The organism is Spirillospora sp. NPDC047418, assembly GCF_040643275.1.
Lineage (GTDB): Bacteria > Actinomycetota > Actinomycetes > Streptosporangiales > Streptosporangiaceae > Spirillospora.
Genome location: NZ_JBEYTW010000081.1, coordinates 1 through 24,854 on the forward strand (window position 1 = coordinate 1; position 24,854 = coordinate 24,854).

The 24,854-nt window shown below is 71.8% G+C and carries 23 protein-coding genes, 1 tRNA gene and 1 pseudogene; 11 read left to right on the top strand and 14 right to left on the bottom strand.

Annotated elements, in window-relative coordinates; translation table 11 throughout:
* Nucleotides 1–187 precede the first annotated feature (187 nt).
* Nucleotides 188–445 carry a cell division protein CrgA gene (locus ABZ806_RS34465; protein ID WP_500221664.1) on the bottom strand — a complete coding sequence of 86 codons (258 nt, stop codon included), beginning with the start codon at nt 443–445 and terminating at the stop codon, nt 188–190.
* 95 nt (nt 446–540) lie between these two features.
* On the opposite strand from ABZ806_RS34465, the gene ABZ806_RS34470 reads away from it, so the two are divergent.
* The 3 genes from ABZ806_RS34470 to ABZ806_RS34480 are packed head-to-tail and all read left to right on the top strand — an operon-like array spanning nt 541 to nt 2,180.
* Nucleotides 541–1,287 carry a DUF881 domain-containing protein gene (locus ABZ806_RS34470; RefSeq protein WP_500221665.1) on the top strand — a complete coding sequence of 249 codons (747 nt, stop codon included), beginning with the start codon at nt 541–543 and terminating at the stop codon, nt 1,285–1,287.
* Nucleotides 1,288–1,317: 30 nt separating this feature from the next.
* On the top strand, nt 1,318–1,983 hold the full coding sequence (locus ABZ806_RS34475) for a class E sortase (RefSeq protein WP_500221666.1): 666 nt from the start codon (nt 1,318–1,320) through the stop codon (nt 1,981–1,983).
* Nucleotides 1,984–1,991: 8 nt separating this feature from the next.
* Nucleotides 1,992–2,180 (top strand): hypothetical protein, encoded by a 189-nt coding sequence (locus ABZ806_RS34480; protein WP_500221667.1) that lies wholly within the window; start codon nt 1,992–1,994, stop codon nt 2,178–2,180.
* Between the two features lie 264 nt (nt 2,181–2,444).
* Here ABZ806_RS34480 and pknB read toward each other — a convergent pair whose 3' ends face one another.
* Genes pknB through ABZ806_RS34515 form a run of 7 tightly spaced genes read right to left on the bottom strand, consistent with a single transcriptional unit; the run spans nt 2,445 to nt 11,695 of the window.
* Nucleotides 2,445–4,265, bottom strand: a complete 1,821-nt coding sequence (gene pknB / locus ABZ806_RS34485) for a Stk1 family PASTA domain-containing Ser/Thr kinase (RefSeq protein WP_500221668.1) — start codon at nt 4,263–4,265, stop codon at nt 2,445–2,447.
* A 22-nt stretch (nt 4,266–4,287) separates the two neighbouring features.
* Nucleotides 4,288–5,793 (bottom strand): serine/threonine-protein kinase, encoded by a 1,506-nt coding sequence (locus ABZ806_RS34490; protein WP_500221669.1) that lies wholly within the window; start codon nt 5,791–5,793, stop codon nt 4,288–4,290.
* Complete coding sequence (locus ABZ806_RS34495) at nt 5,790–7,265, bottom strand: peptidoglycan D,D-transpeptidase FtsI family protein (RefSeq protein ID WP_500221670.1); 1,476 nt, start codon at nt 7,263–7,265, stop codon at nt 5,790–5,792. Before ABZ806_RS34495 ends, ABZ806_RS34490 begins: the two co-directional genes overlap by 4 nt.
* A 16-nt stretch (nt 7,266–7,281) precedes the next feature.
* Complete coding sequence (locus ABZ806_RS34500) at nt 7,282–8,868, bottom strand: FtsW/RodA/SpoVE family cell cycle protein (RefSeq protein ID WP_500221671.1); 1,587 nt, start codon at nt 8,866–8,868, stop codon at nt 7,282–7,284.
* Nucleotides 8,869–10,437, bottom strand: a complete 1,569-nt coding sequence (locus tag ABZ806_RS34505; RefSeq protein WP_500221672.1) for a PP2C family protein-serine/threonine phosphatase — start codon at nt 10,435–10,437, stop codon at nt 8,869–8,871. It abuts the gene before it with no gap.
* Nucleotides 10,434–10,928 (bottom strand): FHA domain-containing protein FhaB/FipA, encoded by a 495-nt coding sequence (locus ABZ806_RS34510; protein WP_500221673.1) that lies wholly within the window; start codon nt 10,926–10,928, stop codon nt 10,434–10,436. Before ABZ806_RS34510 ends, ABZ806_RS34505 begins: the two co-directional genes overlap by 4 nt.
* An 11-nt stretch (nt 10,929–10,939) precedes the next feature.
* Nucleotides 10,940–11,695 carry an FHA domain-containing protein gene (locus tag ABZ806_RS34515; RefSeq protein ID WP_067627928.1) on the bottom strand — a complete coding sequence of 252 codons (756 nt, stop codon included), beginning with the start codon at nt 11,693–11,695 and terminating at the stop codon, nt 10,940–10,942.
* Nucleotides 11,696–11,823: 128 nt separating this feature from the next.
* Here ABZ806_RS34515 and ABZ806_RS34520 point away from each other — a divergent pair.
* Nucleotides 11,824–11,906: transfer RNA gene (locus ABZ806_RS34520), tRNA-Leu, on the top strand.
* A 291-nt stretch (nt 11,907–12,197) separates the two neighbouring features.
* On the opposite strand, the gene ABZ806_RS34525 is transcribed toward ABZ806_RS34520, so the two are convergent.
* Nucleotides 12,198–12,614, bottom strand: coding sequence for an SRPBCC family protein (locus tag ABZ806_RS34525; protein ID WP_500221674.1), 417 nt, complete (start codon nt 12,612–12,614; stop codon nt 12,198–12,200).
* 52 nt (nt 12,615–12,666) lie between these two features.
* Nucleotides 12,667–13,002, bottom strand: coding sequence for a VOC family protein (locus ABZ806_RS34530; protein ID WP_500221675.1), 336 nt, complete (start codon nt 13,000–13,002; stop codon nt 12,667–12,669).
* A gap of 87 nt (nt 13,003–13,089) precedes the next feature.
* Between ABZ806_RS34530 and ABZ806_RS34535 the strand changes: the two genes are divergently transcribed.
* Entirely contained in the window at nt 13,090–13,722 is a 633-nt protein-coding gene (locus ABZ806_RS34535; protein ID WP_500221701.1) for a CGNR zinc finger domain-containing protein, read from the top strand.
* Nucleotides 13,723–13,983: 261 nt separating this feature from the next.
* Here the strand turns inward: ABZ806_RS34535 and ABZ806_RS34540 are convergent, their stop codons facing one another.
* Nucleotides 13,984–14,517 (bottom strand): VOC family protein, encoded by a 534-nt coding sequence (locus ABZ806_RS34540; protein ID WP_500221676.1) that lies wholly within the window; start codon nt 14,515–14,517, stop codon nt 13,984–13,986.
* 94 nt (nt 14,518–14,611) lie between these two features.
* Between ABZ806_RS34540 and ABZ806_RS34545 the strand changes: the two genes are divergently transcribed.
* The 3 genes and pseudogenes from ABZ806_RS34545 to ABZ806_RS34555 all read left to right on the top strand — a co-directional run bounded on the left by ABZ806_RS34545 (nt 14,612) and on the right by ABZ806_RS34555 (nt 16,147).
* On the top strand, nt 14,612–15,610 hold the full coding sequence (locus ABZ806_RS34545) for a helix-turn-helix transcriptional regulator (RefSeq protein ID WP_500221677.1): 999 nt from the start codon (nt 14,612–14,614) through the stop codon (nt 15,608–15,610).
* 8 nt (nt 15,611–15,618) lie between these two features.
* A pseudogene (locus ABZ806_RS34550) lies at nt 15,619–15,825 on the top strand (MazG C-terminal domain-containing protein); the annotation flags it as partial.
* Entirely contained in the window at nt 15,794–16,147 is a 354-nt protein-coding gene (locus ABZ806_RS34555; protein WP_500221702.1) for a MazG C-terminal domain-containing protein, read from the top strand. The pseudogene ABZ806_RS34550 and the gene ABZ806_RS34555, both read left to right, overlap by 32 nt.
* On the opposite strand, the gene ABZ806_RS34560 is transcribed toward ABZ806_RS34555, so the two are convergent.
* On the bottom strand, nt 16,132–16,278 hold the full coding sequence (locus ABZ806_RS34560; protein WP_500221678.1) for a hypothetical protein: 147 nt from the start codon (nt 16,276–16,278) through the stop codon (nt 16,132–16,134). The two genes, ABZ806_RS34555 and ABZ806_RS34560, sit on opposite strands and share 16 nt — an antisense overlap.
* Nucleotides 16,279–16,466: 188 nt before the next feature.
* Here ABZ806_RS34560 and ABZ806_RS34565 point away from each other — a divergent pair, with 188 nt between their 5' ends.
* The 3 genes from ABZ806_RS34565 to ABZ806_RS34575 all read left to right on the top strand — a co-directional run bounded on the left by ABZ806_RS34565 (nt 16,467) and on the right by ABZ806_RS34575 (nt 23,038).
* Complete coding sequence (locus ABZ806_RS34565) at nt 16,467–19,256, top strand: AAA family ATPase (RefSeq protein ID WP_500221679.1); 2,790 nt, start codon at nt 16,467–16,469, stop codon at nt 19,254–19,256.
* Nucleotides 19,257–19,309: 53 nt separating this feature from the next.
* Nucleotides 19,310–22,087: a helix-turn-helix transcriptional regulator gene (locus tag ABZ806_RS34570; RefSeq protein WP_500221680.1), complete on the top strand. Its 2,778-nt coding sequence runs from the start codon at nt 19,310–19,312 to the stop codon at nt 22,085–22,087.
* Between the two features lie 183 nt (nt 22,088–22,270).
* Nucleotides 22,271–23,038 (top strand): SDR family NAD(P)-dependent oxidoreductase, encoded by a 768-nt coding sequence (locus ABZ806_RS34575; protein ID WP_500221681.1) that lies wholly within the window; start codon nt 22,271–22,273, stop codon nt 23,036–23,038.
* Nucleotides 23,039–23,108: 70 nt separating this feature from the next.
* On the opposite strand, the gene ABZ806_RS34580 is transcribed toward ABZ806_RS34575, so the two are convergent.
* Complete coding sequence (locus ABZ806_RS34580) at nt 23,109–23,882, bottom strand: ABC transporter permease (protein ID WP_500221682.1); 774 nt, start codon at nt 23,880–23,882, stop codon at nt 23,109–23,111.
* A complete protein-coding gene (locus tag ABZ806_RS34585) occupies nt 23,879–24,829 on the bottom strand; it encodes an ATP-binding cassette domain-containing protein (RefSeq protein ID WP_500221683.1) in 951 nt (316 codons plus the stop codon). The genes ABZ806_RS34580 and ABZ806_RS34585 overlap by 4 nt, the downstream gene beginning before the upstream one ends.
* Nucleotides 24,830–24,854 lie beyond the last annotated feature (25 nt).

The following is a 24,854-nucleotide window of genomic DNA, read 5'->3' on the forward strand; positions in this document are numbered from 1 at the left end:
TCTCGCGGGGGCGGCTGGGGGCGTGGTGGGTGACAACACCGGCCTTCCTAAACCGGACTTTTTCGGGGGGGCCGGCCCTCCCCGCCCCTGGGCGCCCCCACGCAACGGCGTCAGCCTGTGGAAAATGCCTGTGGAAAACCTGGGGAAAGCCGGGGTGGGAGATCCTCGGCCTGTGGATAACCTGCGGTCAGCGCCAGCGGGTCGACAGGATCACGCCGAGAATGATCGCGGCGAAGCCGATGCCCAGGTTCCAGTTGTGCAGGTCGGTCATGACCGGCACCTTCGTGCCGGTGCTGGCCGTCACGTAGAAGACGGCGATCCAGACGAGGCCGACGAGCCACAGCCCGACCATCGTCGGCACCAGCCAGCGGGGGCTGACCTCGGGCGCCTTGGACTTCTGCGGGGGCGTGTAGACGGCCTTCTTGCGCACTTTCGACTTGGCCACGGTGGGATCGATCTCCTCGGGCGTCCGGCGGCCGGAGCGCCGGACCGCGCATGGGTGTTTTGTCGGTTAGCGTAGTCGCTGGTGAGCACTGACTGATGAGCAATGTACGGCGTCCTGGGTGGGGAAGCATCATCCCAGTTCTCACGCTCCTCGCGGGGACCCTGTTCGCGGCGAGCGCGAGCACGGCCCGCGGCACGAGCCTGCGCGAGCAGGGCCGCACCCAGATCACCGAACTCATCACCGCCGAGCAGCGGCGCGGCCACCGCGAGCGCGCCGAGTACCGGCGGCTCCGCGACCAGATCGACCGTATCTCCCGGGAGGCCGGACGTCACGACGCGCGCGTGAAAAGTGCGCGGGAGGAGGCCGACCGGCTCGCCGCCGGCGCCGGGTTCACCCCGGTGACCGGCCGCGCCGTCCGGGTCTCGCTGGACGACGCGCCACCGGAATCGGGCGGCCCGCCGCACGGCGTCCACCCCGATGACCTCGTCGTCCACCAGGCCGATGTGCAGGCCGTCGTCAACGCGCTGTGGGCGGGCGGCGCCGCGGCGATGCAGATCATGGACCAGCGGGTCATCGCGACCAGCGCGGTCCGCTGCGTGGGCAATACCCTGATCCTGCAGGGCGTCGTGTACTCGCCGCCGTTCCGGATCACCGCCGTGGGCGATCCGGACCGGCTCCGCGCGGCGCTCGGCGCGTCCCCCGAGATCGCCGTCTACCGCAAGTACGTCCGCGCGTACGGGCTCGGCTACTCGGTGCGGACGGTGGAACGGGCCACGCTGCCGCCCTACACCGGCAACGTGACGATGAAGCACGCCACGGTTCCGCCGGAACCCGGCGGCTGACCCGCGGGCTGCCCCGACGAAGGAGGACGCGTGCGGACGGTGATCCGTGGCATGGGCGAGTTGTGCATCACCGCGGGCCTGATCGTCATGCTCTTCGTCACCTACGAGCTGTGGGGCACCGGCCGGTACACCGAGGGCCAGCAGAACCGGCTCCACGACGAGATGCTGAACAGCTGGCGCAGCAGCAAGGTCACCACCGAGAAGGTGAAGCTCGGCAAGGGGCTCGCGATGATCCGCATCCCCCGGTTCGGCAAGGACTACCACTTCGTCGTCATCGAGGGCGTCGGCCGCGACGACCTGCGCAAGGGGCCCGGCCACTATCCCGGCACGGCGCTGCCCGGCGAGCTCGGCAACTTCGTCGTCTCCGGGCACCGGACGACCTACTCCGCCCCCTTCAACCGGCTCGGCGAACTCGACCGGGGCGACAGGATCCTCATCGACACCCGGGACGAGCAGTACGTCTACAAGGTCACCGACCGCAAGATCGTGAAGCCGTCGGCGGTGGAGGTGGCGGCGCCCGTCCCGTTCCACCCGAAGGCGAAGCCGACCGAGCGGCTGATCACGCTCACCACCTGCCACCCCAAGTACTCCGCCGCCGAACGAATGATCGTCTTCGGTGAGCTGGCCGAGGCGCTGCCCCGCGTGCGGCCCGCCACCCCCGCCGCACAGCCCGCCGGAAACCCCACCGGAAAGTAGGAGGTCCCGTGTACGCCTGGATCTGGCACCGTCTCCCGGGCGCGTGGCCCGTGCGGGCGGTGACCGTGCTCGGCATCGTGCTCGCCGTCGCCGCCGTCCTCTGGTACGTGGCGTTCCCCCGCATCGAATCCAAGATCCAGTTCGACCACGGGGTCGTCCAGACGCCGGTGCCGTCCGGTGCCGCGACCCCTGGCTGAGCTGCGAGAACAGTGCGCGGACGACGTCGGGGACGCGCAGGAACCATCGTGCGAACCGGGGCATGGCCGACAGGTCGGGAAAATTTCGGTTGAAATGCGTAACGTCCTACGGCCGCGTGACGAAGACCATAACGAGGGCTTCCGCCATTGCCCCCGAGTGGCGGAAGCCCCATTTTCATGTCCGGCCCCTGCGGGCCGACCGCGAAGGGCCCCGGCCTCCCTCATGGAGAGCCGGGGCCCTTGCGCGTTGCCGAGCGGCCCGGGTCAGTCGTTGCCGCCCGGGAAGCCGGGGAAGCCCGGCGTCGTCGGCGTCCCGCCCGGCTGGGTCGGGGTCTGCTGCGGCTTGTCCGCCACGAAGATCGTCACCGTGTCGCCCGGGGCGACCGTGGCACCCTCGGTCGGCTGCTGGTCGTAGACGAAGCCCGGCGCGACCTGCCGGTCCGCCGGCGGCTGGCCCTTCTGCACATGGCACTTGAGCCCAGACCGCTCCAGCTTCCCGCAGGCGGCCCGCTGGCTGTTGTTGAACAGGTTCGGCATCTGCAGGTTCGCCGGGCCGTTGGAGACGACCACCGTGATGTTCGCGCCCTTCGGGGCCTTCGACCCGCCGGCCGGATTCGTGCTGATCACGGTGCCGCGCGGCACGGTGTCGCTCGACTCGGCTCTCTTCTGGACGTCGAAGCCCCTGTCCTCCAGCGCCTTCTTGGCCGTCGCGTACTGCTGGCCGGTGACCGTCGGGACCTCGATCTCCGTGGGCGGCTTCTCGCCCTTGGAGATCAGCAGCGTCACCGTGGCGCCCTTGGCCGCCTCCGTGCCGGGCTCCGGGTCGGAGCTGATGACGTAGCCCTTGCGGACGTCGTCGCTGAAGTCGGTCTTCGGCTCGCCGACCTGGAAGCCGAGCTTGGTGAGCTCCGCCGTCGCGTCGCTCTGCGACACGTTGACGATGCTCCGCGGGATCGCGACCTGCGCGTTCTTCTCACCGCCGCCGCCGCTCAGCATCCACCCGATGAGGGCCGCGCCGCCGATGAACAGCACGGCGAGGCCCACCCACAGCGCGGCCTTCTTGCCGTTGCCGCCGCGCTCGGGCATGTCGTCGTCGTAGTGGACGGGCGGCAGGCCGTATCCGTCGTCCTGCGGGCGGTGCATCTGCGTGCGCGCCGGGCCCGGCGGGTAGGCGCCCATGACCTGGGTGCCCTGCGGCTGCGCGCCGCCCATCAGCATCGTCGACGCCGCCGTCGAGGCCACCGGATGGCCCTGCAGGACGCGCTGGATCTCCTGCCGGAACTCGTTCGCGTTCTGGTAGCGGTGGTCCGCCTCCTTCGCCATCGCCTTCAGCACGATCGCGTCGGCCCACTGCGGGATCTGCGGGTCCACCTGCGACGGCGGCACCGGCTCCTCCCGGACGTGCTGGTAGGCGATCGCCACCGGGGAGTCGCCGGTGAACGGCGGCTGGCCGGTGAGCAGCTCGTACAGCACGCAGCCCGTCGAGTAGATGTCGCTGCGGGCGTCCACCCGCTCGCCGCGCGCCTGCTCGGGGGACAGGTACTGCGCGGTGCCGATCACCTGCGCGGTCTGCGTCATCGTCGCCGCCGAGTCGGCCATGGCGCGGGCGATGCCGAAGTCCATGACCTTGACCTCGTGCTGCCGGGTGAGCATCACGTTGGCCGGCTTGATGTCGCGGTGCACGATCCCGCCGCGGTGGCTGTAGTCCAGCGCGCGCAGGATCCCGTCGGTGATCTCCAGGGCCTTGTCGGGCAGCAGCGCGCGGTTCTCCCGCAGCAGGTCGCGCAGCGTGCTGCCGTCCACGTACTCCATCACGATGTACGGGATGGAGGTGTCGCCGATCATGTCCTCGCCGGTGTCGTACACGGCGATGACCGAGGGGTGGTTCAGCGACGCGGCCGACTGGGCCTCGCGCCGGAACCGTGCCTGGAACGTGGGATCACGGGCCAGGTCCGACCGCAGCGTCTTGACCGCGACGACGCGATCCAGCCGCAGGTCTCGGGCACGGTAGACCTCGGCCATGCCGCCCCGCCCGATCACCGAATCGAGCTCGTAGCGGCCGCCGAGCAGCCGAGGTTGACTCATATGTGCACTTTCCCTCGTACGTCTACACCTTGTCCTCAGAACCTAGCTGCCTGGTCTGGGTCGGCGAGGCAACCGGGCTCGGAGTTGACGGAGTCGTGGTGCTCCCCGTCGCTGTGGGTGTTGGCTCTGGGGCGGTGGGCGTCGCCCGGGGCGATTTCGTGGATGGCTTCTGTGAAGGAGACGTCTCAGGCCTCACCCGCGTTGACGGACGGATCCTATGCGTCCGGTGCCGTGGTGTGACAGCCGGGCGCCGGGGAGTGCGGCTCGCCCGGTGCTCCGGCGGGGAGCTGGGACGGGCCGCTGGATCGTGCTCCGGGCCGCCGGGGACGTCGCCGCCGACCGGGCTGGTGGCCGGGGAGGCTGGCGGATCCCGCTCGTCCCCGCCGGACCCCGCGAACGCCAGCCCCTTCCAGAGGGAACCGATGACGATCACGCAGACCACGAGGACGGCCGCGACCGACGCGTACGTCACCGCGGTGCGTCGTTGCACTGTCCCGTTCGTGAGGCTATCTGCCGGTCGGTCACCGTCAAATCCCGACGAAGCAGCCGATTTAGTAACGATGGGGTCACCACCGGGCGACCCAACCCTGCCGGTTCGCGCCCCGGACGACCGACCGGATCGCGCACCCGACGGCCTGCCGGCCGGGCCACCCGGCGGCCTGTCGGCCCGCGCGGCCGGCGGCCTGTCGGACTGTGTGCCGAACGGCGCGCCGAGCAGCGACGCGCGGATCGCCAGCGCCCGGGCCGCGACCGCCCCGGCGTCCCGGGGGCGGGCCGCCGGGTCCTTCGCCAGCATCTCCATGATCAGCTCGCGGGCGGCCTCCGGCACCCGGGCCGGCAGCTCCGCCGGCGCGTCCCGGACGTGCTTGAGCGCCACCTCCACCGGCGTCGACCCGTCGAACGGCGGCGCGCCCGTCAGGCACTCGTAGGCCACCACGCCCAGCGAGTACAGGTCCGCCTTCGGCGACAGGTCCTTGCCCTGGGCCTGCTCGGGCGAGATGTAGTGCGCCGTCCCCATGACCATCCCGGTCTGGGTCTGCGACGCCGCGGCCAGCCGCCGCGCGATCCCGAAGTCGGTGATCTTCAGGATGCCGTCCGGGGACACCATCAGGTTCGCCGGTTTCACGTCCCGGTGCACGATCCCCGCGTCGTGCGCGACCGTGAGCGCCCGTCCCGCCTGCACCACCAGATCGAGGACGGCCTCCAGCGGCAGCCCGCCGTCGCGCGCCAGGACCTCGTCGAGCGGCTCGCCCGTCACCAGCTCCATCACCAGGAACGTCCGGCCGCCGTGCTCGCCGAAGTCGAACGCCCGCGCGATCCCCGGATGCCGCAGCTCCATCGCGAACCGCGCCTCGGACTCGAACCGGCCCCGCGCCCGCATGTCCGAGCCGAGCTCCAGCCGCAGCAGCTTCACCGCGACCTGCCGGCCGGACCGCTCGTCCGCCGCCCGCCAGACCTCGCCCATCCCGCCGACGGCCAGCCGCTCCAGCAGCCGGTACCGGTCGTTCAGGACGAGGCCCGTGCTCACTTCTGCAGGACCTTCGCCATGATCGCCCCGGCGATCGGGCCCGCGTTGCCGGCGCCGGAGCCCGGCGCCTCGGTCATCACCGCGAACGCGTACCGCGGCTTGTCGGTCGGGCTGAACCCCACGAACCAGTTGGCGTTCGGGTTGCCGGGGCCCTGCTCGGCGGTACCGGTCTTACCGGCGATCCGCATGCCGCCCAGGTTCTTCGCGGTGCCCTCGGTGACCACCGCGCGCATCATGTCCTCCAGCTGCCCGGCCTGGTCGCCGCTGATCGGCTTGGCGAACTCCTCCGGCGAGGCGCCGTACAGCTGGCTCTGGTCCTTGGCCCGCACCGTCTGCACCGTGTACGGCTTCATGATCTTGCCGCCGTTGGCGACCGCGCACGCGACCATCGCCATCTGCAGCGGCGTGGCGCGCACGTTCTCCTGGCCGATGCCGGACCGGGCCGTCCCGTCCTGGCCGGTCGGGGTGGTCTTGCCGCTGGCGTCGGTGTAGGCCACCGGGACGTCGCTCTCGGCCGTGTAGAAGTCCGGCTCGAGCTGGATCCGCTTGCCGAACCCGAACTCCCCGGAGCCGTCGTGCAGCTTCTGGATGCCCATGTTCAGGGCCATCTTCGCGAACGTCGTGTTGCAGGACTCGGCGAACGCGCCCCGCAGCGAGGCCGACCCGCCGCAGCTGCCGCTGTCGTGCGAGTTCGGCAGCGGACGCCCCGACTCCGGCAGCAGCAGCTGGCCGGTGTCGACGGTCGTCGAGCTGGTCGCGCCCAGGTTCTTCATCGCCAGCGCCGACACCACCGTCTTGAACGACGAGCCGGGCGGGAACGTCTGGCTCAGCGCGTTGTCGATCAGCGGCTTCACCACGCCGTTGCCCTCGTTGAGCTGCTCCAGCCGCTTCCCGCCCTTGGTGCCGGTCTGCGGCGCGACCTCGTTCGGGTCGAAGGACGGCCACGACGCCGCCACCTTCACCGCGCCGGTCTTCACGTCGATCACCACGGCGCCGCCGCGGCGGCCCTGCTGCGTCTTCGCCTTCAGCTGCGCGTACGCGGTGCGCTGCGCGTCCGGGTCGATCGTCAGCTCGACGTTCGCGCCGTCGGCCTTCTTGCCGATGAACACGTCGAACCAGTGCTGCTGGGTGATCCGCTTGTCCTTGCCGCCGAGCAGCGAGTTGTAGGCGCGCTCGACCTGCGTGGCGCCGCCGTTGAAGTAGCCCGTGACCGGGGCGAAGATCGGCCCGTCCTTGTAGGAGCGGCCGTACTTCGGGTTGTCCTTGCCGGTCTCCTTGGACGTCACCAGGACCTCGCCGCTCGCGGAGATCTGCCCCCGCGGCGAGTTGAACACGTCCGCGTACTGCCGGCTGTTGCTCGAGTCGGTGCGCAGGTCCTCCGCCTGGCTGCCCTGGACGTAGTTCACCTGCGCCATCAGCCCGAAGAACAGCAGCAGCGCGAAGATCGCCACCCGCCGAACCGGCTTGTCCATGTTCATAGGGGGGAAGTCACCTCGTGCTCACGATCTGGGTCATGCCCTCGTCCTGGATCGCCTGGGGGGCGGGCTTGCGCGCGTCATGGCTCATCCGGACCAGGATCGCGATCAGGATCCAGTTGGCCATCAGCGACGAACCGCCCTGCGACAGGAACGGCGTCGTGAGACCGGTGAGCGGGATGAGCCGGGTGACGCCGCCGACGATCACGAAGACCTGGAGGGCCAGCACGAACGACACACCGCCCGCGAACAGCTTCAGGAACGGGTCCCGCGCCGCCACGGCCGTCTTCATCCCGCGTTGCACGATCAACGCATAGATCAGCAGGATCGCCATCAGCCCGGTGAGCCCGAGTTCCTCGCCCAGCGAGTCGAAGATGAAGTCGCTGAACGACAGTGGCGTCCGCCACGGCTCGCCCTGGCCGAGCCCGGTGCCGAGCACGCCGCCCTGGCCGAGCGCGTACAGGCCCTTCATCAGCTGCGCGCTGTCGGAGTACTCGCCGCCCAGGTTGGCGCAGGCGGTGAACCCGGGCGAGATGATGCCCGGCTTGTCGAACTTCTTGTAGATCTCGGTGTCGGGGTTGACGGGGACGACCTTGCCGTTCTCCAGCAGGCAGCCGCCGTCGAAGTACGGCTTCGGGTTCTGCCAGATGTCGATGCGCTGGTTCACGTGCCCCATGAACGGCAGCAGCGTCGCGATGAACACGCCCACCGCGAGCAGCCCGACGCCGATCACGACCCAGGAGACCCGCTGCGTCGCGATGTACAGCATCGAGATGAACAGGCCGAAGAACAGCAGTGCGGTACCGAGGTCCTTCTGCAGGAACAGCACGCCCAGGCAGAAGAACCAGATCACCATGATCGGGCCGAGGTCGCGGCCCCGGGGCAGGCTGACCGGGCCCACCTTCTTGCCGATCAGCGACATCGCCTGCCGCTTGTTCACCAGGTACCCGGCGAAGAACACGACCAGCAGCAGCTTCGCGAACTCGCCCGGCTGCACCGAGAAGCCCGCGACGTTGATCCACACGCGGGCGCCGTTGATCTCCGCGCCGATGCCGGGGACGATCGGCAGCAGCAGCAGGATGATCGCGGACAGGCCGATCAGGTAGGTGTAGCGCTGCGCCGTCTTCGGGGTGAACGACAGCCGGGCGTCCGTCTTGTCGGTGTCCCGCATGATCAGGACGGCGGCGACGAACAGCACGATGCCGACGAACGTCCACATCAGCTGGCTGGGCGCGTTCGCGGCGTCCGGCAGCAGCTTCTTGCCCGCCGCGGCCGCGGCCTTGCGGTCGGCGCTGGTGTCCAGGTCGAGCCGGTAGATCATCGTCAGGCCGAGGCCGTTCAGCGCCACCGCGAGCGGCAGCAGCAGCGGGTCGGCGAACGGGGTGAACTTCGCCTGGATGACGTAGGCGATGAACGCCAGCACCGCGAGACCGCCGCCGTAAACGAACAGCCCGGCGGGGAGGCTGCCGTCACGGGCCAGCCCGACCTCCGCGAACGCCGACAGCGTGAGCACCATCGCGAAGGCCAGCAGGGCCAGCGAGGCCGCGTTGCGCTGCTGGTACGGCAGGCGTGCCCTGATCTGCTCCCCGAGCGAGTGCATCTACGAGCTCCCCCCGCCCGAGGGGCAGTCCGGTATGCCCGGGTCATTGGTCTTGCACTTGTCGCGGCGGGCCGCCAGCTCGTCCAGCGCGGCCGTCGCCGCGTCCCGCCCGATGAACGCGAACTCGCCCTTCCTGACCTTCGTCGCGTCGGACGTCGGCAGCTGGGCGACCGGGATGGCACCCGGCTGAACCTGGGTCTCCTCGCAGTTCTGCTGCTTGAGGCCCCGCACGATGCCGACCTTGCCTGCCTGGTCGACGAGGGAGTACTTGCAGACGCGCTCCACCAGCGTGTTCCACGCGGCCGGGCCGTCCACCGTGTAGGTGTCCTTGACCTGCTGCTGCAGATCCTGCGGCAGGTCCGCCACCTTGATCGGCTGCAGCTTCGACGCGTCCGCCTTGCGGGACAGGTCGAGGCCCGGCACCTTCTGCGGCGTCCCCCGGAACAGGACGACGTTGCCGTTCTCGGCGCCGACGTAGTAGCCGTTCCGGACGTTCTGCAGCAGCACGAAACCGCCCGCCACCACGCCCACCACGACCACGCCGGCCACCACGACCAGCCACGTCCAGCGGCGGGCGCCGCCGCGCCGCGGCCGCTCCATCTGCATCTGCTGGACCGGCGGCGGGCCGCCCATCGGGTCCGCCATCGGCGCCGGGGCCGGCGGCGGCGGACGCTCGTCCACCGCCACGGGCGGCTGCGGGCGCGTGTCGCGCAGCTGCGCCGCCCGGCCCGCCGGGGTGTCGGCCACCGTCGTGTTCGCGCCGGGACCGCCGCCCGGCGGCTCCGGCGGCGCCGCGTTCGCCGCCGCGCCCACCGCATGGCCGGGACCGCCCGTCGGCGGCTGCCGCTCCAGGTCGATCACGTCGGCGACCACGCAGGTGATGTTGTCGGGGCCGCCGCCCCGGTTCGCCAGGTCGATCAGCTGCCGGACGGCCTGGTCCGGCTCGTCCACGTCGGTGAGCACCTGGAAGATCGTCTCCGCCGTGACGACGCCGGACAGTCCGTCCGAGCACAGCAGGTACCGGTCGCCGACCTGCGCCTCGCGCAGCGACAGGTCCGGGTCGACCTCGCCGCGGCCGTCCAGCGCGCGCAGCAGCAGCGACCGCTGCGGATGCGACGCCGCCTCGTCCGGGCTGATGCGCCCCTCGTCCACCAGCGACTGGACGAGCGTGTGGTCGTGCGTGATCTGGAACAGGCTGCCGTCGCGCAGCAGGTACGCGCGGGAGTCGCCGATGTGGACCAGCGCGATCTGGTTGCCCGCCCACAGCATCGCCGTCAGCGTCGTCCCCATGCCCTGCAGGGCCGGGTCCGACTCGACGATGCGGTGCAGGTTGTCGTTGGCCGTCTTGACCGTGTGCTCCAGCGCGGCCAGCAGCTCCGTCGCGGGCAGGTCCTTGTCCAGCCCGCGCAGCGCCTCGATGGCGGCGGCGCTGGCGATCTCCCCGCCGACGTGGCCGCCCATGCCGTCGGCCACCGCGAGCAGATGCGCGCCCGCGTACGCCGAGTCCTCGTTGCCCTCGCGCAGCATGCCGACGTCGGAGCGCGCGGCGTAGCGGATTCCCAGTGTCATTTGCGCAGCTCGATCACGGTCTTGCCGATACGGACCGGGACGCCGGGCGGCACCGGCATCGGCCGGCTCACCTTCGTGCGTCCGAGGTATGTCCCATTGGTCGAGCCGAGGTCTTCCACGATCCACTGACCGTCCTGCGCGAAAATTCGGGCATGCCGGCTGGAAGCGTAGTCGTCGGTCACGACCAGAGTGGCGTCATTCGCCCGGCCGATGGTGATGGGCACCCCCGTGAGGTCGATGACGGTGCCGGCCCGTTCGCCCTGCACCACCACCAGCTTGCTCGGGGCGCCGTGCTGGGCGCTGCGCTGCTGCTGCTGGCGCGGCGGCTTCGGCTGCCTGGGGGGCCGGGACGGGGACGGGCGCGCCGCCGCCTTCGTGGCGGCCTTCGAGCCGAACAGGTCGGCCCGGATCACACCGACGGCCGCGATGACGAACAGCCACAGCACCGCGAGGAACGCCAGCTTGATCAGCGTGAGGGTGAATGGGGACATCGGAGTCGGGGTTACTCCCTATCGCGGCGGAACACAAGGGTTGTCCGGCCCATCGTGACCCGGGAGCCGTCCACCAGCGTGACCCGCCGGATCGGCTGCCCGTTCACGAACGAGCCGTTGGTCGACCCTAGATCCACGAGAGCGATTTCGGGACCTTCTACGCGGATCTCGGCATGATGCCGGGAAACGCCCGGATCGACGAGGCGCAGGTCGCAGTCCGTGCCACGACCCAGCAGAGTCACAGGGGTGTTGATCTCATAAGTGCGCTGTGTCGTGTCCGAACCCTCCACAGCCGTCGTCACCAGCAGCCGCGGATGCCCCCCGAACACACCGCCGCGGCCGCCCTGCGGAACATCGCTCACCGGCCGGCGGATCTCCCCGCCCTCCACCGTCGAGCCCCGGATCACCCCCGACCGGATACGGAACATGCCCGTGGCGAGATCCCCGGCGTTCTCGAACCGCACCCGCACCGGCCCTACAAAGGAGTACCCCTGCTCCTTCGCGTACTCGCGCGCGAGGTTCGCCAACTCCTGGCTCAGGCTGTCGGCGTACACCTGCAGCCGCTGCCCGTCCTGCTGAGAGATCTCCACGACGAAGTCGTTCGGCACGAGGGTGCGGCCCTGCGCCACGATCGCAGCCCTGTCGTCCATCTCGCGCTGCACAGCACTGGCCACCTCGACCGGCTGCAGCTCCGACTTGAACGCACGGGCGAAGGCCCCTTCGACCATGCCCTCCAGCCGTCGCTCGAAGCGCTGAATGACGCCCACGGGCACCTCCCTTCCCCACTGGTAGACGATCGTATCGGTGCGAAGGTTCGCTAGGAGTATCCGAGTACCTAACCACTACCCCGACCGTGCTAGCCTTTTCAGGCACCCGGAAACGGGGCGGCACCCATGGGCGGGTGGCGGAACGGCAGACGCGCACGGTTCAGGTCCGTGTGTCCGAAAGGATGTGAGGGTTCAAATCCCTCCTCGCCCACTCGGGGGTACAGACGAAAGTCGTAGCCCCACAGTGACGAAACGACCCCGGAGCGGGCAAGCTCCGGGGTCTTCGTCGTTACGGAGGCCAGTCTCCTGTGACCGCAGGGACCGAAGGGGCGGACGCGCAGCAGAGCACCCCGGCCCTCGGGTCGGTCGGGGCCAGTCTGGTGCGCGGCCTGGGTTACAGGTCGTGCCGGCCGGTCTTGACCTGGCGGAGCAGGCTGCTGTTCTGGTGGGTGGTGGAGCACCAGGGCGGGGCCGTCGGGGTTCTTGGGATCGCGCGACTGACCTAGCCGGGGTGTTTGGTGGACTCCAGCGCCTGCTTGAAGATGTTCAGGCCGTGGTCCATTCCGGCCGCCATCGGGATGGTGAGCTCGTCCGGTCGCACGTCGTGGATCCAGACGAACCGGCTGCGGCCGTCCCCGTGCGGGACGACTTGCATCGACGCGTTGTCGTGTGCCGGCTGCATGGTGTCGCCGATGGCCGAGTAGACGAGCCGGCGCAGCTCATCGTCGAGCGCGATGAGCCGCTCCCGCAGCACTGTTCCGTCGGCGAACGTGACGACCCTGACGTCCGGTTCGTCGAGCCGGCTGTCGGTGACGAAGCCCGGGGCCATCCGGACGGGCCCGTCGGTGAAGTCGCTGATGATCGCCCACACGGCCGCGGGGTCGGCATCGATGATGATCTCTTTCTGCACGGAGGCCATGTCTGTCTCTTCCGTAGTGGTGGGAACCGGTCTCGCGCGGTGGTGAGCGCGTCTACGCGGCGACGACGCAGAACTGGTTGCCTTCGGGGTCGGCCAGCACGACCCAGCCGTCGAAGCGCCGCACTTCGCTCGCGCCAACGGCCCGGATGCGGTCGACCTCGCCTGCCAGGTCGTCGGTGAACAGGTCCAGGTGCAGCCGGTTCTTGCCGTCCCGGCGTTCGGGGACGGCCTGCAGGGACAGGCCGACGCCGCTCTTGTTCGCGTCCTCCAGGTAGGTGGTGCCCTCGTCCGAGGACGCGACCTGGTAGCCGGTGACCGCCTGCCAGAAGGCGGTGCTACCGGCCAGGTCATTGGTGTCGATGCCGATGTTGCCGATGCTGATGCTCACCAGCGAGCCTCCGTATCTAACTGACGTAACGGTTGCGTCGGTTAGGTAACCTACCATCTTCGATAGCCGGGTAGGCTGCGAGGCGTGATGAACGAGCATGCCGCCGGGCCCGTGCCGGACAACATCACCACCGGGACCGCGCCGATGCCGCTGCGTGTGATCGAGGAGTTCGTCAACACCCGCCGCCGGGACGGCGACGAGATCGCGACCCCGGACCAGTTGGCGACGTGGTTGCACGCCCGCGGCCTCATGCCGGCAGGCACGGTGGTGAACGCCGAGCAGCGCGACCGCGGCGAACGGATCCGCGAAGGGCTGCGCGCGCTGATCGCCGAGAACAACGCCCAGCCGGTCTCCAGCCCGCGCCCGGACGGCCTGAACCCCGCCGCTCGCGCCGAGCTCGCCGACCTCACCCGCGAGTTCCCGCTGATGCTCGACGTGACCGTCTCCCCGCCCCGGCTGGTCGCCCGCACCCGGGCGCCGGTGGATGCGGCGCTGGCGAGCCTGCTCGCCGTCGTGGCCGAGGCCGTGGCGGACGGCACCTGGACGCGGCTCAAGGCCTGCCGGGAACCGAGCTGCCGATGGGCCTACTACGACCACTCCCGCAACCGGCGCCGAACCTGGTGCTCCATGGACATCTGCGGCAACCGCGCCAAGGCCCGCGCCTCCCACCACCGCAAATCCGCCGCGCCCTCGACCGGGGACCGGCCGGCGAACCGATGACGCCGCGCCGCCGTGCCGGGCGGAGCATCGCCTCACCGAACATCTGATCAGTGGCCACGCCGACCACGAATCTGCGCGATCGTGCGTCTGTCGGCTCTCGCGCGGCCGGGGCGAGAGGTCACCACCCGACGGCACCCCGTTCGGAAGCAGGGCTGAAGCTGCTCCCGAACAGCCGGTCACGTCGAGAGCTCGGGGCGCGTGAGCGCAAGCGGGCTGCGTGGCCGCCGGCCCGCGAAGGGGCGAGCGGCCCCGCGATTCCCGTCAGTGCGGCAGCCGGACCGGTGCGCTGCTGCGGCCTCGGACGCGGCCGCTGAGTTCGGCGTCCAATGTCTCCTGGGCGACGCGCATGCCCGCCGCGTAGACGGGTTCCTGCAGGCGCTTCCACATCTCCTGCTCGGGGACGTCCTCGACGTGGGCGACCACCCACCAGATGTTGCCGAAGGGGTCCTTGATCCGGCCGCCCCGCTGCCCGAAGGCGTCGGAGGCGACGGGGGTGACGACGGTGCCGCCCGCCTGGACGGCGCGGGCGAACGCCGCGTCGGCGTCGTGGACGAACACGCGCAGGAGGCTCGGCATGGCGGGCCAGTCGGGACGTCGGTCGAAGGCGAGGACGACGGTGTCGCCCACGCGGATCTCGCCGTGGCCGATCAGCCCGTCCTCGGTCGCCACCCGCCCGAGTTCGGCACCGTCGAATGCCTGGGAGACGTAGTCGAGGAAGGCTCCGGTGTCGTCGGTGACGACCCACGGTGCGACGCTGGTGTAGCCCTCGGGGGCGGCGCTGATCTGCTCGGACATCACGATCCCATTCCCTGGTCGCTCGGCTGTCGAAGACGAACGTAGGCAGGAATTAGGATTGTTTCAGTCCTAGATGGCGTGCATCCTCTGCCTTATGTCCGGACCCACTTCGCGGCTGCTGTCGCTGCTCTCGCTTCTGCAGACGCCGCGCACCTGGCCCGGGAGCGAACTGGCCGAGCGGCTCGGCATCACCCATCGCACGGTCCGGCGGGACGTCGAGCGGCTCCGCGAGATGGGCTATCCGGTCGAGGCCGACCTCGGCGCGCACGGCGGCTACCGGCTCGTCGCGGGCTCGGCACTGCCGCCCCTGCTGCTGGAGGACGACGAGGCGGTCGCCGTCGCGCTGGGGCTGCGCACCGTCGCGGCGCAAGGTCTGCCCGAACTGGAGGAGGCGGGGATCCGGGCCCTGGCGAAGCTGAGCAATTCGCTGCCCACCCGCCTGCGCCACCGCGTCCGCGCCCTGGGCAACTCGATCTCGGGCTGGATGCCCCCCGGCCGCACCGCCGACCCCGACGTCCTCACCGCTCTCGCCACCGCCATCGCGGGCGGGGAACGGCTGCGGATGCGCTACCGGGACCGGGAGGGCGCGATCACCACCCGGCACGTCGAACCGCAGCGGCTGGTCAGCGCGCACCACCACTGGTACCTGTTCGCCTTCGACATCGACCGCGACGCCTGGCGCACCTTCCGAGCAGATCGCATCCAGACTCCGCGCGGCACGGGCGCCCGCACCTCCCGGCACCTGCCCGAGGAGGACCTGCAGACCCACCTCGCGCGGGCCGCCCTGACCATGGCGCCGGTCTACCGCGCAGACGTGACCCTCCACCTCGCCCTCGCCACAGCGATGATCCGGCTGCAGGACCACCTCGGCGACGGAACCCTCACCCCCGAAGGCGACCGGACGCGATGGCGCAGCGCCGCCGACACTGTCGAATGGCTCGCGCTCCGCCTCCTGTCCCTCGACTGCCCCTTCGAGGTCCACAGCCCGCCGGCCCTCCTGGACCACCTCGCCCGCATCCACGACCACACCCGTAACACCGCGCCCAGAGATGAAGCCATCACAGCCCGAGAGCCCAACAAGGAGGCACCGTGAGCAGGTCGGTGATCCGCTTACCGACGCCTCTCACATCGACGACCACTACCGATTGCACGGGGCGCTCCCGGCCCGACATCGACCTCGCCGAGGACGGCGGCAGGGCGATCGCCATCGAGGAGGCCATGTCCGCGCTGGTGTTCGCCTACGCGAGCGAGCACAACTACCTCGAAGGCAAGACCCATGTCGACAACGCCCTGCTGGAGACCATCCGCTCCATCACCGCCCAGCTTCGAGGTGTCCACTCGCCGCGCCGCCGACTGGGAGAAGGCCAGCCTCACCGGCTACCGCGCTTGGCGGCGCCTCCGCGAAACCGACGGCGGCTTCCTGGACTTCGACATGACCGCCCAGACCCTTCGTCATGTTGACCCGGGGCGACCCCCGGACCCCCGATGCAGGGGCTCCGCCCCTGCACCCCCGGGCGCTCGCTTCGCTTCTGGGGCCTCGCCCCTCGCCTCCCTGTTCTGTGCGCTCGGCCGGTTTGGGGCTTCGCCCCTTCCCCCTGCTTGGTGTGGGCTGGGTTATTGGGCGGTGTAGCCGCCGTCGATGGGAGTGCGATCCGGCCCTGGGTGCACAGCCACAGTAGGGCCGTCGTGGGGGACGCCGGTGGCGACGAGCGTGCCCTGGGCGTTGGGGGTGCGGACGTACTCGGCCTGGCAGGTGCTCATTTCGGGTGCGGCGCCTCGGTCGACTCCGCGCGGCGGTAGGGCTACAGGTCCGACCCGCACACGCGCGTCATCGCGGTGCGGATGTTGCTGACGGCAGCGGGGGGCCGGCTGCGCACCACGGATCGGGGGCGGCGGCTTGGCGGGGGGGATCATTGTGGGTGACGATTAGGCGGCCGGGCGCAGGGCGTATGCGACGAAGGCGGTATCGGGTGCAGCAGCGCAGGCGGGGTGCGGGGCGGGATGCGAAGGTCGCGTTGCTGGGGCGGGGGGCGGAGTGCGCCGTCGTCGATCGGCTGCTCGCGGCTGCGCGTGGTGGTGAGAGCCGTGTTCTCGTGATGCACGGGGTGCCCGGGGTGGGGAAGTCGGCGCTGCTGGAGTATGCGGAGGGCTCGGCGGCGGGCATGCGCGTGCTCGGTGCGGCCGGTGTCGAGTCGGAGATGGAACTGGCGTTCGCCACGCTGCATCAGCTGTGCGCACCGTTGCTGGGGCGGGTGGAACATCTTCCCGAGCCTCAGCGTGCTGCTCTTGAGACGGTGTTCGGGCTGCGGGCGGGGGCGCCGCCGGAGCGGTTCCTGGTCGGGCTGGCCGTGCTCAGCCTGCTGTCGGACGCCTCGGAGCACCAACCGCTGCTGTGCGTCGTCGATGACGCGCAGTGGGTCGACCACGCCTCGTTGCAGGTCCTCGGGTTCGTCGCCCGGCGGCTGCTGGCGGAGTCGGTCGTCCTTCTCTTCGGTGCCCGTGAGCGGTCACGGGACCTGCTCGGGCTCAGCGAACTGGAGATCACCGGCCTGCGGCACGCCGATGCGCACGCCCTGCTGGACTCGGTCACCTACGGCCGTCTCGACCAGCACGTCCGCGAGCGGATCGTCACCGAGACCAGGGGCAATCCGCTCGCCCTGCTGGAGCTGCCGCGCGGGCTGAGCATGGCGGGCGGGTTCGGGCTCCTGCGCGCGGACGCCCTGCCGGGCCGGATCGAGCAGAGCTTCCTGGCCCGGATCGGCGAGCTGCCCGAGCAGGCCCGGCTGCTGCTGCTGATCGCCGCCGCCGAGCCGGTCGGCGACCCCAACCTGGTGTGGGGCGCCGCCGCCCGGCTCGGTGCGACGGCGGCGGAGGCGCTCGCCGACCGCACGCGGGAATGGCTGTCGCTGGACGCGCGCGTGACGTTCCGCCATCCGCTCGTCCGGTCGGCCGTGTACCGGCAGGCGTCGAAGGAGGACCGGCGGGCGGTGCATCTGGCGCTGGCGGAGGTCACCGACGCCGGAACCGATCCGGATCGCCGTGCCTGGCACCTGGCGGCCGCGGCGGCCGCGCCGGACGAGTCCGTCGCCGCCGAACTGGAGCGCTCCGCAGGACGGGCGCAGGCGCGCGGCGGGCTGGCCGCCGCCGCGGCGTTCCTGCAGCGGTGCGTGGCGCTGACCGTCGACTCCTCGCGGCGCGCCGAGCGCGCGGTGGCGGCCGCCGACGCCACCCTGCAGGCCGGCGACCTCGACACCGCGCGCCGGTTCGCCGACATCGCCGACCGCAACGCGCAGAGCGACTTCCAGCGGGCTCGGGCGCGGCTGGTGCAGAGCCGGATCACGTTCGCGCTCGGGCTCAACCACGAGGCGCCGCCGCTGCTGCTGGCGGCCGCGCAGCGGATCGAGCCCTTCGACGCCGAGCTCGCGCGGGAGACGTACCTGATCGCGTGGGGCACCACGGCGCTGGTCGCCGCGCACTCCGACAGCCTGCTGGCGATCTCCGAGGCGATCAGGGCGCTGCCTGCACCGGCGGGGCCCCCGCATGCCCTCGATCTCGTCCTCGAGGGCTACGCGCTGCTGGTCACCGAGAGCCGGGCCGCCGCCGTCCCCGTGCTGCGGCGGGCGCTCGACGCGCTCGTGGACCTCCCGGTCCGCGACGTCCTGACGTGGGGGTGGGTGGCCAACGGCGTCAGCGCGGCCGTCTGGGACGACCGGGCCATGCGCGTCCTCGTCGGCCGGGTCGTCGAGGGGGTGCGCGCGGCCGGCGCGCTGACCGAACTCCCGTTCTGCCTGACCTCGCTGGGGATCGCCGTCGCCTGGACGGGCGACCTCGCCGCCGCCTCGTCGATCGTGGCGGAGATCGAGGACGTGTCCGCGGCGACCGGCGTGCCGATCGCGCCGCACGTCGAGCTCCGGCTGAGCGCCCTGCGCGGCCGGGAGGCCGAGGCCGCGGCGCTGATCGCCGCGACGGTCGAGGAGGCCGGCGCCGCCGGTCAGCTGATGGGCGTCACGGTCGCCCAGTGGGCGGCCGCGGTCCTCTACAACGGTCTCGGCCGCTACCGGGAGGCGCTGGCGGCGGCCCAGGTCTGCACCCGGATGGCGGAGCTGTGGGTGTCGGTCTGGGCGTTGCCCGAACTGGTCGAGGCGGCGGTCCACGCCGGTGCGGACGATGCCGCGCGCGCGGCACTCGAAGACCTGGTGGACGCGGCCCGGCCGGCCGGTACGGACTGGGCGCTCGGCGTGCTCGCCCGCTCCCGGGCGCTGTTGAGCGACGGGGCGGACGCGGAGGAGCTCCATCGCGAGGCGATCGAGCGGCTCGGCCGTACCGAGCTGCGCCCCGAACTCGCGCGCGCCCATCTGCTGTACGGCGAATGGCTGCGCCGGAACCGGCGGCAGCGCGAGGCGCGGGAGCAGCTGCGGACCGGCTACGAGATGTTCGCGTCGATCGGGATGGAGGCGTACGCCGAGCGGGCGCACCGGGAACTGCTCGCCACGGGGGAGAGCGTCCGCAAGCGCACGGTCGAGGCGTCGTCCAGCGCGGAGCTGACCCCGCAGGAGCGGCAGATCGCGCTGCTGGTGCTGGAGGGCCTGACCAATCCGGAGATCGGCACCCGGCTCTTCCTCAGCCCGCGGACGGTCGAGTGGCACCTGCGCAAGGTCTTCACGAAGCTGTCGATCACGTCGCGCAGGCAGCTGCGGGACGTCCTGCCCGCCGGCGGCCACGCTTCCCCCGTCGGCTGAGGGCCCGCATAATTCACTGCACAACGGCATTGTCCACAGCAGGGGTGGGTGGGGTGGACCAACGTGCGCGCGGGGCCGGGGACCAGGAGAAGGCCGCATTGCTCGGGCGGGGGCCGGAGTGCGCCGTCGTCGATCAGATGCTCACGGCCGTGCGTGCCGGTGAAAGCCGTGTTCTCGTGCTGCACGGTGAGCCGGGCATGGGGAAGTCGGCGCTGCTTGAGTACGCGCGGGAGTCGGCGGCGGGAATGCGCGTGCTCGGTGCGGGCGGTGTCGAGTCGGAGATGGAGTTACCGTTCGCCACGCTGCATCAGCTGTGCGCGCCGCTGCTGGATCGGCTGGAGGACCTTCCGGAGCCGCAGCTCGCCGCCCTTGAGACGGTGTTCGGGTTGCGGGCCGGGCCGCCGCCGGAACGGTTCCTGGTCGGGCTGGCCGTGCTTGGTCTGCTGTCGGCGGCCTCCGAGGAGAGCCCCCTGCTGTGCGTGGTCGACGACGCGCAGTGGATGGACCGCGTCTCGGTGCAGGTCCTGGGGTTCGTGGCCCGCCGGCTGCTGGCCGAGTCGGTCGCCCTCGTCTTCGGTTCCCGGCAGCGGCCCCGGGACCTGCGCGGACTCCCGGAACTGGAGGTCACCGGGCTGAGCGACGCCGACGCCCGCGCCCTGCTGGACTCGGTGACGCGCGCCCGGCTCGACCGGCGCATCCGCGAGCGGTTCGTGGCCGAGGCCCAGGGCAATCCGCTCGCCCTGCTGGAACTGCCGCGCGGGCTGAGCATGACGCAGCTGGCGGGCGGGTTCGGCCTCCTGCGCGCGGGCACGCTGCCGGGCCGGATCGAGCAGAGTTTCCTGGCCCGGATCGGCGAGCTGCCCGAGCGGACCCGGCTGCTGCTGCTGGTCGCCGCCGCCGAGCCGACCGGCGACCCCGACCTCGTGTGGCGTGCCGCCGAACGGCTCGGGATCTCCCCCGCGACGGCGCTCGCGGCGGGCACGGACGGGCTGCTGGCGTTCGACGGCCAGGTCGTCTTCCGCCACCCGCTCGTCCGGTCGGCCGTCTACGGGGCGGCGGCGCAGCGGGATCGCCGGGCGGTGCATCTGGCGCTGGCGGAGGTCACCGACGCCGGAGCCGATCCGGACCGCCGTGCCTGGCACCTGGCGTCCGCGGCGTCCGCGCCGGACGAGTCCGTCGCCGCCGAACTGGAGCGCTCCGCCGGACGGGCGCGGGCGCGCGGCGGGCCGGCGACCGCGGCGGCGTTCCTGCGGCGGTCCGCGGCGCTGACCGCCGACGTCCCGCTGCGCGTCGACCGCACGCTGGCGGCCGCCGAGGCCGGGTTCCTCGCGGGCGACCTCGACACCGCCCGGGAACTCGCCGACATCGCCGGCCACGACGCGCAGAGCGAGTTCCAGCGGGTGCGGGCGCACCTCGTCCGCGGCCATGTCGCCTTCGCGGCCGGGTTCGACAACGAGGCGCCGCCGATGCTGCTCGCGGCCGCGCGGCGGCTCGAACCCCTCGACCCGGACCTGGCGCGGGAGACCTACCTCGTCGCCTGGGGCAGCGCGTCGTTCGGGGCCGGGAACCGGGACAGCCTCATGGCCGTCTCCCGGGCGGTGCGGAACCTGCCCGCGTCCGACGGCGGCCCGAGCGCGCTCGACCTCGTCCTCCAGGGGTACGCGCTGCTCATCACCGACGGCCGGGCCGCCGCGCTCCCCACGTTGCGGAAGGCGCTGGCGGCCTTCAGGGACCAGCCCGCGCGGGATCTCCTGAAGTGGGGCTGGGCGGCCTGCGGCCTCACCGCGCTCCTCTGGGAGGACCGGATCATGCCGGAGCTGCCCGCGAGGGCGGTCGAGGAGGTGCGCGCGGCCGGTGCCCTGGCGGAGCTTCCGATCTATCTCCACGCGTGGGGCGTACCGGTCTCGCTGACCGGCGACTTCGTGACCGCGGCGGCGATCGAGTCCGAGTCCGCGTCCGCCGCCGTCGCGACGGGCGTGCCCATGACGCAGCACACCGGGCTCCTGCTGGCGGCGCTGCGCGGCAGGGCGGCCGAGGCCGGGGCACTGATCGCCGCCACGATCGAGGAGGCCGGCGCCGGCGGCCAGCTGAACGGCGTCGCGTCCGCGCAGTGGGCGGCGTCCATCCTGCACAACGGCCTCGCCGACCATGGGCGGGCGCTGTCGGCGGCCCAGGCCACCATCGAGAGCGCCAACGTGCTCGTCGCGCAGTGGGCGCTGCCCGAACTCGTCGAGGCGGCGGCCCGCACCGGGGACGGCCCGGCCGCTCGCGGGGCGCTCGAAGGTCTCGCGGACGCGGCGGGACCGTGCGACACCGACTGGGCGCAGGGCGTCCTGACCCGCTGCCGGGCACTGCTGAGCGACGACGCCGCCGCGGACGACCTCTACCGCGAGGCGGTCGAGCGGCTGGGCCGGACGCTCCTGCGCCCCGAACTGGCGCGCGCGCACCTCCTGTACGGCGAATGGCTGCGCCGGGGCGGCCGGCGGGACGAGGCACGCACCCATCTGCGCACCGCCTACGAGATGTTCACGTCGATCGGGATGGAGGCGTTCGCCGAGCGGGCGCGCCGCGAACTCCAGGCCACGGGCGAGACCGTCCGCAAGCGCAGGGGCGAGACCCCGGCCGGTGCGGTGCTGACGGCGCAGGAGCGGCAGATCGCGCTGCTCGTCCGGGACGGCCTGTCCAACCCGGAGGTCGGCGCCCGCCTCTTCCTGAGCCCCCGCACCGTCGAGTGGCACCTCCGCAAGGTCTTCGCGAAGCTCGGGATCAGCTCCCGCAGGCAGCTTCCCGACGTGCTGCCCCGTGCGGAGTCCCGTCCGGCGCCGGGCTGACGGCCGGCCGCGGCGGGGCGCTCGGCATCCCCTGGCCGGAGGCGACCAGGGAGACACCCTGGTGTGCCGCGGTGGCCGCTCCCGGGACGCTTGCCGGGTCGGCATCCCGCCGGCCGCGGCCCCGGCGCCGGGACCCCCGGTCACCGCGCCCCCCGCTCGATCCCGGAAGGACAGGAGACGGCCATGCCCGATCAGCCGCTGGACGGAGCGGTCGCGCTCGTCACCGGCGCCAGCAGCGGAATCGGCGCCGCGACCGCGCGCCGGCTGGCCCGCGAGGGCGCGGCGGTCGCCCTGGTCGCCCGCCGCCGCGACCGCCTGCACCGGGTCGCGAGCGACATCGCGGGCTCGGGCCGGCACGCCGTCGCGGTCGAGGCCGACATCACCGAGCCCGAACGCGCCGAGAACGCGGTGCAGGAGACCCTGGACAGGCTCGGGCGCCTGGACATCCTGGTCAACAACGCCGGCATCATGCTGCTCAGCTCGGCGCTGCACACCCGCGTCGAGGAGTGGGACCGGATGGTCTCGCTGAACGTGGCGGCGCTGCTGCACGTCACGCACGCCGCCGTCCCGCATCTGATCTACGCGGCGTCGACGTCGCCGCGGCAGGTCGCCGACCTGGTGAACGTCGGCTCGACGGCCGGGCGGGTGGCCCGTCCCGGCGGCAGCGTCTACAGCCTGACCAAGTCCGGCCTGGGCGCGTTCACCGAGTCGCTGCGCCAGGAGCTGCTCGGGGAACGGGTCCGGGTCGGCGTCGTGGAGCCCGGCACCGTCGACACGGAGCTGGTGGACCACCTGAACGAGACCACCCGGGACGCGGCGCGCCGGCAGGTCGCCGCCATCGAGGCGCTGCGGCCGGAGGACGTCGCGGACGCCATCGGCTACATCGTCACGCGGGAGCGGCGGGTGGCGGTGAACCAGATGCTGGTCCGCGCCGCCGACGAGACCTGGTGACCGCGTCCGGATACGGTTCAGGGCCGCCGGACCCGTGCGGTCCGGCGGCCCTGGTTCGGTGGGCATTCGGTCAGGACTTGTTGTAGGTGCTCTTGGCCCAGAGGTAGGAGAGGGCCGCTATCCCGGCGCACCAGGCGGTGGCGATGCCCGCGCTGTTGCCGATCGGGGTGCCGAGGAGCAGGCCGCGGACGGTCTCCATGATCGGCGTGAAGGGCTGGTACTCGGCGAACCAGCGCAGCGCGGTGGGCATCGAGTCGGTGGGGACGAAGCCGCTGCCGAGGAACGGCAGCAGGATCAGGGGCATCGGGGCGTTGCTCGCGGCCTCGGGGGTCGGCGACTTCAGGCCGAGGGCGACCGACAGCCAGGTGATGGCCACGGCGAACAGGGTCAGCAGGGCGGCGGCGGCCAGCCATTCGATGGCGGTGGCGTCCGGGCGGAAGCCGATCGCGAGGGCGATGCCGATGATGACGGCCATGCCGAGCAGCTGCTGGACGACGCTGGCGACGACGTGGCCGGTGAGGACGGAGGCCCGGGAGATCCGCATGGTGCGGAAGCGGGCGATGATGCCCTCGGTCATGTCGGTGGCGACCATCACGGCGGTTCCGGTCGCGGCGGTCGCGGCCGCCATCAGCAGGATGCCGGGGACGATGTAGTCGACATAGGTCTGCCGGTCGCCGCCCAGCCCGCCGCCCAGGGTGCCGCCGAAGACGTAGACGAACAGGAGCAGCAGGATGGCCGGCGTGATGATCAGCTGCACCGTCATGGACGGGTAGCGGAGCATCCGCTTGAGCTGGCGCCGGACCATCGTGGACGAGTCGCGCGCGGCGAGGGTGAGGGTGCTCATCGGGTGGTCTCCTTCTGGCGGCCGGTGAGGGTGAGGAACACGTCGTCGAGGTCGGGGGTGTGGACGCTCATCTCGGCGATGTCGATCGAGCGCTCGTCCAGCAGGGTGAGCAGTTCGCGGACCGCGCGGACGCCGCCGTCGCCCGGCACCTGCAGGGTGAGCGCCTCGGGGTCGGCGATGCCGGCGCCGACGACGGTGCGGGCCGCGTCGAGCAGCTTCGCGTCGGCGAAGGTGAGCTCGATGTGGCCGCCGGGGATGAGCCGCTTGAGCTCCTCGGCGGTGCCCTCGGCGATCAGCCGCCCGTGGTCCAGCAGGGCGATCCGGTCGGCGAGTTCGTCGGCCTCCTCCAGGTACTGGGTGGTCAGGAAGATCGTCACGCCGTTCTCGACGAGGTCGCGGACGATGCCCCACATGGCGCGGCGGCTGCGCGGGTCGAGGCCGGTGGTGGGCTCGTCCAGGAAGATCAGCCGGGGGTCGCCGACCAGCGTCATCGCCAGGTCGAGGCGGCGCTGCATGCCGCCGGAGTAGCTGCCGGCCGGCTTGCGTCCGGCGTCGGCCAGGTCGAACTGGTCGAGCAGCTCGGCGGCCCTGCGCCTGCCGTCCCGGCGGGACAGGTGCTTGAGGTCGGCCATGAGGAGCAGGTTCTCCTCGCCGGTGAGCAGCTTGTCGACCGCCGAGTACTGGCCGGTGACGCCGATCGCGCCGCGCACGTCGTCCGGTTCGCGGGCCAGGTCGTGGCCGGCGACCTGGACGGTGCCGCCGTCGGCCCGGATCAGGGTGGACAGGATCTGGACGGTCGTCGTCTTCCCTGCGCCGTTCGGGCCGAGCAGGGAGAAGATCGTCCCTTCGGGGACGGAGAGGTCGACGCCGTCGAGCACGACCTTCTCGCCGCTCTTGTCGCGGTAGGACTTGCGCAGTCCCCGGGCCGCGATCGCCAGGTTCGTCATGGGGGGCTCCTTCGGCGGGATGGTT